Origin of the sequence: Pseudomonas spirodelae, assembly GCF_034653255.1 — a bacterium.
Taxonomy (GTDB): domain Bacteria; phylum Pseudomonadota; class Gammaproteobacteria; order Pseudomonadales; family Pseudomonadaceae; genus Aquipseudomonas; species Aquipseudomonas spirodelae.
Genome location: NZ_JAYEET010000052.1, coordinates 1 through 12,005, shown reverse-complemented (window position 1 = coordinate 12,005; position 12,005 = coordinate 1). Strand labels below are relative to the sequence as shown.

Genomic DNA, 12,005 nt, shown 5'->3' with positions numbered 1-12,005 from the left:
AAACCATCAACGCCTCAATAGCCTCTGCAAGCCCTGCGGAAAAAACCAAACGTCTAAGCTGTAACAGGGCGCCATCAAGAGATGGAAACGCAGCACGCGGATGGTTTGATACCCATCAACTATCCAAACAAAAGGCCCGTCAATCGACGGGCCTTTTGTTTGGATCACTGCTCAGCACATCACGCGGATCAGACCAACGCCGCCTCGCTGCGACGCTCAAGCTTCTTCACCTGATACTCCCGCGCCGCCTGATGAAACGCCTCCAGCAGTGCGTTGTAATCGGCCTTCTCCCAATAGCGATACTCTGGATGCCACTGCACGCCAACGGCAAACGCCTTGGCGCCGATCACGCTGACCGCCTCGATCTGCCCATCCTCGGCCACGGCTTCAACCTGCAAGCCCTCGCCCAGTCGATCAATACCCTGACCATGCAACGAGTTGACCTTGACCTGCCGTTCGCCGAACAGCGTATGCAGCACGCCACCCTCGGTCAGGGTTACGTTGTGAATCGGGCCGTAAGCCACGTCGTCCGGCACGTCTTTCACTTCACGGTGATCAAGCCGCCCTTCAACCTCATGCACTTCACGGTGCAGGGTGCCGCCGAACAGTACGTTGAGTTCCTGCACGCCACGGCAGATGCCAAGGAACGGAATGCCGCGCTCCAGGCAGGCGCGCATCAGGCGCAGCACGGTTTCATCACGCGGTTTGTCGGCCAGGCCGAGGCCGGGATGGTCATCGCCGTAGAAGCTGGGGTGCACGTTGGACAGCGAGCCGCCGAACATAATGCCGCTGACGCTATCCAGCACCGTGTCCATGTCCAGATCGTCGCCAAACGCCGGGATCATCAGCGGGAAGGCACCGAAGCCGGTGACGGCGTGGATGTACTTCTCACCGACCAGGTGAAACCAGCCGATATCACGGCTGGTCAGCTGCCAACGGCACAGGGGAAGGCCAATAAAAGGTTTGTTCATAGCAAGTCCTCTTCATAAGTAATTGAAGTGGGCTGCCCTTGGGAGAGCGGGCTTGCGGGTCAGGAAACCCTGAACCCGCTCACCCAAGGGGTGCCGTAACCTGCGGTCACTGCACCAACGCCGCGCCCGCGCGGCTGGTTTGTTGCGTAAAACTGTTGCTGCTTGATGGGTATCGCTACGCTCAACCCATCCTACGGAAACTGAAAAAAGGGGGCTGATCCTGCGATCAGCCCCCTGGCGTGTTACTTAGCCATTACTCGGGAAAGCGAACTGAGCCGCTTCGTGCGAAGCGCGTTGCGGCCAACGTTGGGTGATGGCTTTTTTGCGGGTGTAGAAGCGCACACCGTCTGGGCCGTAGGCGTGCAGGTCGCCGAACAGCGAGCGCTTCCAGCCGCCGAAGCTGTGGTAAGCCACAGGGACCGGCAGCGGTACGTTGACGCCGACCATGCCGACTTCGATTTCGTCGCAGAACAGGCGGGCGGCTTCACCGTCGCGGGTGAAGATGCAAGTGCCGTTGCCGTATTCGTGATCGTTGATCAGCTGCATGGCTTGTTCCAGGCTGCCGACGCGGACGATGCACAGCACTGGGCCGAAGATTTCGTCGGTGTAGATGGTCATCTCCGGGGTCACCTTGTCGAACAGGGTGCCGCCGACGAAGAAGCCGTTCTCGTTGCCGGCAACCACCAGGTCGCGACCGTCGACCACCAGGCTTGCGCCCTGGGCCACGCCGGCGTCGATATAACCTTTGACCTTGTCACGCGCTGCGCCAGTAACCAGCGGGCCCATGTCCAGACCGCAGGAGGTGCCGGCACCGATTTTCAGCGCTTTGATTTGCGGCACGATCTTCTCGACCAGTGCATCGGCGATCTGGTCGCCCACGCATACGGCTACCGAGATGGCCATGCAGCGCTCGCCGCAAGAACCGTAGGCCGCGCCCATCAGTGCGCTGACGGCGTTGTCCAGGTCGGCATCGGGCATCAGTACGGCGTGGTTCTTCGCGCCGCCCAGGGCCTGCACGCGCTTACCGCGCTTGGTGCCTTCGCTGTAGATGTATTCGGCAATCGGCGTGGAGCCGACAAAGCTCAGGGCTTTGACTTCCGGCGCTTCGATCAGCGCGTCGACTGCTTCCTTGTCGCCGTGCACCACGTTGAGCACGCCTTTCGGCAAGCCAGCTTCTTGCAGCAGTTGAGCGATATACAGGGTGGAGCTTGGGTCGCGCTCGGACGGCTTCAAGATGAAGCAGTTACCGCAGACGATGGCCAGCGGGTACATCCACAGCGGCACCATGGCCGGGAAGTTGAACGGGGTGATGCCGGCCACGACGCCGATTGGCTGCATGTCGCTCCAGGCGTCGATGTTCGGGCCGACGTTGCGGCTATACTCGCCCTTGAGAATTTCCGGGGCGGCGCAGGCAAACTCGACGTTTTCGATGCCGCGCTTGAGTTCACCGGCGGCGTCTTCCAGGGTCTTGCCGTGCTCTTCGCTGATCAGCTTGGAGATAGTCGCTTCGTGCTGCTCGAGCAGTTGCTTGAAGCGGAACATCACCTGGGCGCGCTTGGCCGGCGGGGTGTTGCGCCAGGCTGGGAAGGCGCTCTTGGCCGAGTCGATGGCCAGTTGCATGGTGGCGCGGTCGGCCAGGGCAACCTGCTTGCTGACTTCACCGGTGGACGGGTTGAACACGTCAGCGCTACGGCCAGTACCGGCGATCATTTCGCCGTGGATCAGGTGGGTTACGGTGGTCATAAAAACTCCATTAGCAAATTCTTTGGGGCGGCCTTGGTCGCCAGAGTGTTCTGTCTTGGGAGGAGCCGTGCGGCGATCCGCTGGGCGGCACCCCGCTTTAGCCGCGACATTGCGCAGTCGCGGCTAAAGCCCCTCCCACAGGAATTAGTCGAGAGTGTTCAGCACATCGCCGACGGCGTTGAACACGGAGTCCAGCTGCTCAGGCGTGGTGTTGAAGGTTGGCCCGAACTGCAAGGTGTCGCCGCCGAAGCGCACGTAGAAGCCGGCGTTCCACAGTTTGATGCCGGCCTCGAATGGGCGGATCACCGGGTCGCCATCGCGCGGGGTAATCTGAATCGCACCAGCCAGGCCACAGTTGCGGATGTCGACGACGTTCTTGCTGCCTTTGAGGCTGTGCAGCTTCTCTTCAAAAATCGGTGCCAGGGCAGCGGATTGCTCGATCAGGTTGTCGCGTTTGAGCAGCTCTAGGGTAGCCAGGCCGGCGGCGCAGGCAACCGGGTGGCCCGAGTAGGTGTAGCCGTGGCCGAACTCGACCATGTGCTCGGGGATCGCCTGGTTCATAAAGGTGTTGTAGATCTCGCTGGAAGCAATCACCGCGCCCAGCGGAATCGCGCCGTTGGTGACCTGTTTGGCGGTGTTCATGATGTCCGGGGTCACGCCGAAGAATTCGGCGCCAGTCCATTTACCCATGCGGCCGTAAGCGGTGATCACTTCGTCGAAAATCAGCAGGATGTTGTGCTGGGTGCAGATTTCGCGCAGGCGCTGCAGGTAGCCGACTGGCGGCACAATAACACCGGCGGAACCGGACATAGGTTCAACGATCACCGCGGCAATGTTGGAAGCGTCGTGCAGTTCGATCAGTTTCAGCAGTTCGTTGGCCAACTCAACGCCACCGGTCTCGGCCATGCCCTTGGTGAAGGCCAGGTGCGACTGCAGGGTGTGCGGCAGGTGATCGGCATCCATCATCTGGCCGAACATTTTGCGGTTACCGCCGATGCCGCCCAGCGAGGTGCCGGCGATGTTTACGCCGTGGTAGCCACGGGCACGGCCGATAAATTTGGTTTTGCTCGGTTGGCCTTTCAGACGCCAGTAGGCGCGCGCCATCTTCACCGAGGTGTCGGCGCACTCGGAGCCTGAGTCGGTGTAGAACACGTGATCGAGGCCGGCGGGTGTCAGCTCGGTGATTTTCTCAGCCAGCTGATAGGACAGCGGGTGGCCGTACTGGAAGCCCGGCGCGTAATCGAGGGTGCCCAGTTGCTTGGCCACGGCTTCCTGAATTTCCTTGCGGTTATGCCCAGCGCCACATGTCCACAGCCCGGACAGGCTGTCGAAGATGCGCCGGCCCTTGTCGTCAATAAAGTGGTTACCGTCGGCACCGACGATCAGGCGCGGGTCACGCTTGAAGTTGCGGTTAGCCGAAAACGGCATCCAATGCGCATCCAGTTTGAGCTGACTGGCCAGGGACGGGACTTCGGTCTGCAACATGGTCATGGTGGCCTCGCGTATAGGCGGCTGAGCGTTCTAGGGGCTGGGTAAAGCGAATCTGTTGCCAGCAAAGGTGCCACGGGCTTAGAGTCAGGAAAACACGACTCTTCTTATCTTTAGTTAACTTTCCACTAAACAATGAGCCGCTACCCATGAGCACCCGCCGCCCCGATCCGCTGGCCCAGGTCAGTGATTTTGATATTCGTCTGCTCAAGCTGTTTCGCAGCGTGGTGGAGTGCGGCGGTTTTTCCGCGGCAGAAAGCGCCCTGGGCATCGGCCGCTCGGCGATCAGCCAGCAGATGAGCGACCTTGAACAACGCCTCGGCCTGCGTCTGTGCCAACGCGGGCGCGCCGGTTTTGCCCTGACCGAGGAAGGCCGCGAGGTGTATCAGAGCACCCAGCAACTGCTGGCGGCGCTGGAAAGTTTTCGTACCGAGGTCAACGGCCTGCACCAGCACCTGCGCGGTGAGCTGAATATCGGCCTGACCGACAACCTGGTGACGGTGCCGCACATGCGCATCACCAATGCCCTGGCGCAGCTGAAAACCCAGGGGCCGGATGTGCGCATTCATATCCGCATGACCCCGCCAAGCGAGGTCGAACAAGGCGTACTCGACGGCCGCTTGCACATTGGCGTAGTGCCGCAAGTGGGCGCGCTGTCTGGCCTGGAGTACCAGACGCTGTACGACGAGCGCTCGCTGCTCTACTGCGCCGTCGGCCACCCGCTGTTTTATGTCGATGATCGGCAGCTTGAAGACGCACGGCTGAACGATCAGGAAGCCATTGCGCCGACCTTCCGCTTACCGCCCGAAGTGCAGAATCACTACCAAGTGCTTAATTGCACCGCCAGCGCCTCGGACCGCGAAGGCATGGCGTTTCTGATTCTCACCGGGCGCTACATCGGCTACCTGCCCGACCACTACGCCCAAGCCTGGGTGCAGCAAGGCCGGCTGCGCGTACTCAAGCCCGACAGCCGCTTCTACGACGTCAGCCTGGCCTCGGTCACCCGCAAAGGCCGCCGCCCGCACTTGGTGCTGGAGAGTTTTCTGGAGGCGCTGGCCGAAGCCTAAGGCAGGCCACAGCCCGCACAACAACAGTGCAGCCCCCGCCCAAACAGAGGCGAAGGCGCTTTTTCCAGCCCTTGCGCTTGTCTACTCGGCGGCGCTGGGGTATCAGTGCTGTCGTCCGACAAACTGACCACTGCGGAACCGCCCATGACTGTTGAAGTACTTGCGCACATTGCCGACCCGAACGCCAAACCGGCCGGGCGTATTCGGCAGAAAAATGAACAGGCAATCATCAAGGCTGCCGAAGACGAGTTCGCCAAGCACGGCTTCAAAGGCACCAGCATGAACACCATCGCGCAGAGCGTCGGGCTGCCGAAGGCCAACCTGCATTACTACTTCAGCAACAAGCTGGGCCTTTATCAGGCGGTGTTGGTGAACATCCTCGAGTTGTGGGACAACAGCTTCAACACCGTCAGCGTCGAGGATGATCCCGCTGCCGCCATTGCGCGTTATATCCGCGCCAAGATGGAATTCTCGCGCCGCCACCCGAAAGCCTCGCGCATCTATGCCATGGAAGTGATCAGCGGTGGCGAGCACCTGTCGCAGATGCTCGACCAAGACTACCAGGCCTGGTTTCGTGGCCGCGCGGCGGTCTTCGCCGCCTGGAGCGCCGCCGGCAAGATGGACCCGGTTGACCCCGCGCACCTGATTTTTCTGATTTGGAGCGGCACCCAACACTACGCCGACTTTGCCTCGCAGATTTGCCGTGTGACCGGGCGCTCGCGCCTGGTAAAAGCCGATTATGAAGAGGCGACCGAGCAGTTGATCACTATCATCCTCAAGGGCTGCGGCCTGACCCCTCCCGCCAAAGACGCCTGATGCCGTTCACTCTGATTAGCCCTTGCGAGTACCGCGAGGAGATTCGCAAAAGCCGCTTTCTAGCCCTCGCCTCGCCCGTCACCAGCGCGGCCGAGGCGCAGGCGTTTATCACCACGCACAGCGACCCCAGCGCCAGCCATAACTGCTGGGCCTGGAAGGTCGGCCAGCAGTACCGTTTCAGTGACGACGGTGAGCCCGGCGGTACGGCTGGGCGGCCGATACTCGCGGCCATTGAAGCGCAGGAAATGGACCAGGTCGCGGTGCTGGTCATCCGCTGGTACGGTGGCATTCAGCTCGGCACCGGCGGCCTGGCCCGCGCCTACGGCGGCAGCGCCAACAAATGCCTGCAAGCCGCACCATGCGTTGAGCTGGTAGCCCGTGAGCACTACCGCTGCCACTGCCTGTTCGCCGAACTGCCGCTGCTCAAAGCGCGACTCAGCGACCTCGACTGCCTGCTGGAAAGCGAAACCTATGACGCCACGGGGGCCGAATTGCACCTGGCTGTACCTGCACCAAGGGTTGCCGAACTGCAACGGCTGCTGGCGGATATCAGCCGTGGCCGGGTTGAATTACAGGCGCAGTAGACTCACTGCACTACGCTTCCTCATTGTGGCTGTGAGCTTGCTGCCTATTTCACGAATTATCGCGGGCAAGCCCACTCCTACAGGGGTTGCGGTGTGACCGAGATGGAAGTTTTTGCACTATTTTGTAGGAGCGGGCTTGCCCGCGATCAATATCCAATACACCACGAGAGGCAATGGAATGCCTACAAAACCCCATGGTTGCAACCTGCGGCGAGGCCGCTATTCAGAGCCGGACCGCATTTACCTGCTAACCAGCACCCTACTGCAGCGCCGTTCGCTATTCAGCGATTTCAAACTGGCCCGCTTGCTGATCACTGAACTACGCGCAGCCCATGAGCAACACCAGGTCACGTCTATGGCCTGGGTGGTGATGCCCGATCACCTGCACTGGCTTATCCAGCTGCAGACAGGCTCTCTGGATGAACTGATGCGCCGGATCAAAAGCAACAGCGCACGGCAGATCAATCAGCACCTCGGCACACACGGCCCAATTTGGCAGCCGGGTTATCACGACCGTGCGCTGCGTCGGGATGAAGATCTGCATTCGGCGGCTCGTTATATAGTCGCCAATCCACTACGCGCCGGCCTGGTGAAGCGCATTGGCGATTACCCGTTATGGGATGCGGTGTGGCTGTGAATGTGCGCCGGTCTCAGGATTTATCGCGGGCAAGCCCGCTCCTACAGAGACAGCAGCGTTACGAAAATCTCTGATCACACACGCTCACTTGTAGGAGCGGGGGGGCGCCCAGTTATTGCCCGCGATGCGCCAAAACGAACCAACCCTCAAGACGGCGCACCAAGCTGGAGCCTTCTGTAGATATGGGGTTACGGCGAGGCATTGGCTAGCACGGCGCAGCGGCTTTTCTGACTCACTGGCCAGCTTTTTGCTTTAGCCAGGTCAGTTGTCATTCCTGAGCCACTGCCCATGTCCAGTTCACCTTCTGTTCCACGCTTGCAGCTGAGCGGTATCAGCAAGCGCTACCCCGGCTGCCTGGCCAACGACCGTATCGACCTGAGCATCGCACCTGGGGAAATCCATGCGCTGCTCGGCGAGAACGGTGCCGGCAAAAGCACCCTGATGAAGATCATCTACGGCGTCACTCAGCCCGACAGCGGCGAGATTCGCTGGCAGGGTGAACCGCTGAAGATGCGCGACCCGGCCATGGCGCGAAGCCTTGGCGTAGGCATGGTGTTCCAGCATTTCTCGCTGTTTGAAACCCTGACAGTGGCAGAGAACATCGCCTTGGCCATGGGTGCGGCGGCCGGCACGCCGAAGCAGCTGGAGCCGAAAATCCGCGAGGTTTCCCAGCGTTACGGCATGGCCCTGGAACCGGGCCGGCTGGTGCACAGTCTGTCCATCGGTGAACGGCAGCGGGTGGAAATCGTCCGTTGCCTGATGCAGGACATCAAACTGCTGATCCTCGACGAACCGACTTCGGTGCTGACCCCACAGGAGGCCGACGAGTTGTTCGTAACCCTGCGCCGTCTGGCCAGTGAAGGCTGCAGCATTCTGTTTATCAGCCACAAGCTTGGCGAAGTACGCGCGCTGTGCCAGAGCGCCACGGTGCTGCGCGGCGGCAAAGTGTCCGGGCATTGCGTGCCGGCCGAGTGCAGCGATCTGCAACTGGCGCGGTTGATGGTTGGCGACGCCGAAGGCCTGGAAAGCAGCTATCCGAAAGCCGAGGGCGGCCTGCCGCGCCTGCGGGTGGATGACCTCAGCTGGCGCAATGCGGACCCGTTCGGCTGCACCCTCAGCCACATTCGCCTGGACGTGCGCAGCGGCGAGATCGTTGGTATCGCTGGCGTTGCGGGTAACGGCCAGGACGAACTACTCGCCCTGCTCAGTGGGGAAACACGACTGCCGCGCAACGAGCGAGAACGCATCAGCCTGGACACGCAGCCGATTGCCGATCTGTACCCGGATGCGCGACGCAAACTGGGGCTGGCCTTTGTCCCAGCTGAACGGTTGGGACATGGTGCGGTGCCGGATATGAGCCTGGCCGACAACGCCCTGCTCACCGCCTTTCAGCAAGGCCTGCTGAGTAAGGGGCTGATTCAGCGCAGCAAGGTGCGCGCGCTGGCTGAGCAGATCATTCAGCGCTTTGCGGTGAAAACCCCAGATGCCGATGCGCCCGCGCGCAGCCTGTCCGGCGGCAACCTGCAGAAATTTATCCTCGGCCGCGAAATCCTACAGAACCCCAAATTGCTGGTGGCGGCGCACCCGACTTGGGGCGTGGACGTTGGCGCGGCGGCGGCGATTCATCGCGCGCTGATTGCCCTGCGCGATGCCGGCGCGGCGATTCTGGTGATCTCCGAAGACCTCGACGAGCTGTTCCAGATCAGCGACCGCATCGGCGCGCTGTGCAGCGGCAAGCTCTCGCCCCTGGCCGCCACCGCAGAAACTGAAGCAGTAGAAGTCGGCCGCTGGATGGCCGGCGAATTCGCTGTGCTGCCCCCTATCACAAGCCCGCTCGCAGCGCCTGCTGCCAGCCTGAGCTGACGGAGTTTTCCATGCTGTTATCCCTCGAACCGCGTGGCCAGCAATCGCGCGCCATGCTCTGGCTATCGCCGCTGCTCGCCGCGGTGCTGACTCTGTGCAGCGGCGCGCTGTTATTCGCCCTGCTCGGCCATGACCCGCTGGAAACGCTACATACCCTGCTGGTTGCACCACTGGCCGACTGGTACGGGGTATCGGAACTGTTGGTCAAAGCGCTGCCGATTCTGCTCTGCGCCCTAGGCCTAGCTGTGGCCTACCAGGCGCGCATCTGGAATATCGGCGCGGAAGGCCAGCTGCTGCTCGGCGCGCTGGCCGGCAGCGCCATGGCGATTCAGATTATCGACTGGGACAGCCGCTGGGCGCTGGTTTGGGTGGTGCTCGCCGGCATAGCCGCCGGCGCGGCCTGGGGCGGCCTGACCGCCTGGCTGCGCACGCAGTTCAATGCCAACGAAATCCTCACCAGCATCATGCTCAATTACATCGCGCTGAACCTGCTGCTGTTCTTCGTGCATGGCCCGCTGAAAGACCCGGCCGGCTTCAACTTCCCCGAGTCAGCGATGTTCGGCGATGCCAGCCGCCTGCCGCTAGTCAGTGAAGACGGTCGCCTGCATGCCGGTTTGTACTTCGCCCTGTTGGCGCTGGTGGCGGTATGGGTGCTGCTGCACAAGAGCTTTCTCGGTTTCCAGATCAAGGTGCTCGGCCTCGACCGCCGCGCCGCTGGTTTTGTCGGCTTTCGCGAGAAGCGCCTGGTGTGGTTTGCCCTGCTGGTCAGCGGCGGCCTGGCGGGGCTGGCGGGTGTCGGTGAAGTGGCCGGGCCGATTGGCCAACTGGTGCCACAGGTTTCGCCCGGATATGGCTATGCGGCTATTACCGTGGCCTTTCTCGGCAGGCTCAATCCGCTCGGCATCGTCTTCGCCAGCCTGTTGATGGCGCTGCTGTATCTGGGCGGCGAGAACGCGCAGATGACCATGAACCTGCCCCAGGCGATCACCCAGCTATTCCAGGGAATGATGCTGTTCTTCCTGCTCGCCTGTGACGTGCTGATCCTTTATCGGCCACGGCTGAAATTGAAGTGGGCGCAGCGCGAGAAGCTCACTGAGGCGACCACCTAACCGTGGGAGGGGCTTTAGCCGCGACAGTGCTTCGCTTGAAATCGTCGCGGCTAAAGCCCCTCCCACACCCCGTATCGACATCACCTTTTCTCCTGCACATTTAGCACGCGCCTGAGGCTGCAAATATGGATCTCGACCTACTAAGCAATATTTTCTACGCCATGGTGCGCACCGGTACGCCGCTGCTGCTGGTGGCGCTGGGTGAACTGATCTGCGAGAAGAGCGGCGTGCTCAACCTAGGCCAGGAAGGCATGATGCTGTTCGGCGCGGTGATCGGTTTTATCGTCGCCCTGAGCACCGGCAACCTGTGGCTTGGCGTGCTGCTGGCGATGGCCGCTGGCATGCTGTTGTCGATGCTGTTCGCCGCCGTGGCGCTGGGCTTTAACGCCAATCAGGTGGCCACCGGGCTGGCGTTGACCATCTTCGGTGTGGGCCTATCGACCTTTGTCGGCGCCGCCTGGGTCGGCAAACCGCTGGCCGGTTTCGAGCCCATCGCCATTCCGTTGCTCAGCGAAATCCCGTTGATCGGGCGCATGCTGTTTGCCCAGGACATTCTGGTTTACCTGTCCTTTGCCCTGTTCGGCTTGGTGGCCTGGGTGCTGCTGAAAAGCCGCATCGGCCTGATCATCCAGGCGGTCGGCGAAAACCCAGACGCCGCCAGCGCCATGGGCCTGCCTGTGCTGCGTGTGCGAACCCTGGCGGTGCTGTTCGGTGGGGCGATGGCTGGATTGGCGGGCGGTTACCTGTCGCTGGCCTACACGCCGATGTGGGCGGAAAACATGACCGCCGGCCGCGGCTGGATCGCCCTCGCTCTAGTGGTATTCGCCAGTTGGCGGGTATTCCGTGTGCTGCTCGGTGCTTACCTGTTCGGCTTGGCCAGCATCATCCATCTGGTGGCACAGGGCATCGGCCTGTCGATCCCTTCCAACCTGCTGGCGATGCTGCCCTATGTGGCGACCATTCTGGTGTTGGTACTGCTCTCGCGGGACGCAATCAAAACGCGGCTATTCGCCCCCGTATCGCTGGGCAAGCCCTGGCAGCCGGGGCACTGATGCTTTTACCTTGTCGCGGCTAAAGCCCCTCCCACAAAAACGAAGTGCCGCCCAGCTCTCCCACAGGTCATCGCTGACTTATGGGAGGGGCTTTAGCCGCGACAGCTTTTACAGCCACACCGCATCCCACAGCGGGTAATCACCGACCCGTTTCACCAGACCCGCCCGCAAAGGGTTAGCCACGATATAACGCGCAACTGGCAACACATCCTCTTCGTGGCGGAGCGCATGGTCATGGAAACCGTCTTGCCACAACCGGCCACTTCGATGCGCAAGCGAATTAATCTGCCGAGCACTGCGGCCTTTAACCCGGCGCATCAATTCGCTGATCGAGCCACGCTGCAGCACCAGCAGCCAGTGCAGATGGTCAGGCATCACCACCCACGCCAAAGACTCAACCAGACCATCGCAATGGGCCGCTCTTAGCTCAGCAATCAGCAGGCGACCAAGCTGGAAATCCGCGAAGATCGGCTCTCGCTTCTCGACTGTCGCGGTCAGCAAGTAGACCCGCTGATCCTCGGAAAAACGGCCGAGGCGTAGCTGCTTTGAATGGGGCATTCCGTTGCCTCCAGATAATTTTCTCTGCAGAGGTTATAGCTGCTTGAACCGCACTATCGCCAGTCGCGGCTAAAGCCCCTCCCACAGATCACACATACCTGTGGGAGGGGCTTTAGC

The 12,005-nt window shown here is 61.5% G+C and carries 11 protein-coding genes; 7 read left to right on the top strand and 4 right to left on the bottom strand.

The window, feature by feature from the left end:
* Positions 1-188: 188 nt before the first annotated feature.
* The 3 genes from SOP97_RS17525 to aptA form a co-directional block, all read right to left on the bottom strand.
* Positions 189-971 (bottom strand): gamma-glutamyl-gamma-aminobutyrate hydrolase family protein, encoded by a 783-nt coding sequence (locus SOP97_RS17525; protein WP_322950316.1) that lies wholly within the window; start codon positions 969-971, stop codon positions 189-191.
* A gap of 246 nt (positions 972-1,217) precedes the next feature.
* Entirely contained in the window at positions 1,218-2,714 is a 1,497-nt protein-coding gene (locus tag SOP97_RS17520; protein ID WP_274086316.1) for a CoA-acylating methylmalonate-semialdehyde dehydrogenase, read from the bottom strand.
* Between the two features lie 144 nt (positions 2,715-2,858).
* Complete coding sequence (gene aptA / locus SOP97_RS17515) at positions 2,859-4,205, bottom strand: omega-aminotransferase AptA (protein WP_274086317.1); 1,347 nt, start codon at positions 4,203-4,205, stop codon at positions 2,859-2,861.
* Between the two features lie 146 nt (positions 4,206-4,351).
* On the opposite strand from aptA, the gene SOP97_RS17510 reads away from it, so the two are divergent.
* The 7 genes from SOP97_RS17510 (at position 4,352) to SOP97_RS17480 (ending at position 11,330) form a co-directional block, all read left to right on the top strand.
* Entirely contained in the window at positions 4,352-5,269 is a 918-nt protein-coding gene (locus SOP97_RS17510) for a LysR family transcriptional regulator (RefSeq protein ID WP_322950315.1), read from the top strand.
* A 144-nt stretch (positions 5,270-5,413) separates the two neighbouring features.
* On the top strand, positions 5,414-6,085 hold the full coding sequence (locus tag SOP97_RS17505; RefSeq protein WP_274086319.1) for a TetR/AcrR family transcriptional regulator: 672 nt from the start codon (positions 5,414-5,416) through the stop codon (positions 6,083-6,085).
* A complete protein-coding gene (locus SOP97_RS17500; RefSeq protein ID WP_274086320.1) occupies positions 6,085-6,669 on the top strand; it encodes an IMPACT family protein in 585 nt (194 codons plus the stop codon). Before SOP97_RS17505 ends, SOP97_RS17500 begins: the two co-directional genes overlap by 1 nt.
* Positions 6,670-6,847: 178 nt before the next feature.
* Positions 6,848-7,306, top strand: coding sequence for an REP-associated tyrosine transposase (locus SOP97_RS17495; protein WP_274086321.1), 459 nt, complete (start codon positions 6,848-6,850; stop codon positions 7,304-7,306).
* Positions 7,307-7,594: 288 nt separating this feature from the next.
* Positions 7,595-9,169: an ABC transporter ATP-binding protein gene (locus tag SOP97_RS17490; RefSeq protein WP_411912083.1), complete on the top strand. Its 1,575-nt coding sequence runs from the start codon at positions 7,595-7,597 to the stop codon at positions 9,167-9,169.
* A gap of 11 nt (positions 9,170-9,180) precedes the next feature.
* Positions 9,181-10,278, top strand: a complete 1,098-nt coding sequence (locus tag SOP97_RS17485; RefSeq protein ID WP_274086322.1) for an ABC transporter permease — start codon at positions 9,181-9,183, stop codon at positions 10,276-10,278.
* 125 nt (positions 10,279-10,403) lie between these two features.
* Positions 10,404-11,330, top strand: a complete 927-nt coding sequence (locus tag SOP97_RS17480) for an ABC transporter permease (protein ID WP_274086323.1) — start codon at positions 10,404-10,406, stop codon at positions 11,328-11,330.
* 108 nt (positions 11,331-11,438) lie between these two features.
* Here SOP97_RS17480 and SOP97_RS17475 read toward each other — a convergent pair whose 3' ends face one another.
* The gene (locus SOP97_RS17475; protein WP_274086324.1) at positions 11,439-11,888 is read right to left on the bottom strand and encodes an REP-associated tyrosine transposase; all 450 of its coding nucleotides are present in this window, start codon (positions 11,886-11,888) and stop codon (positions 11,439-11,441) included.
* Positions 11,889-12,005: the final 117 nt, after the last annotated feature.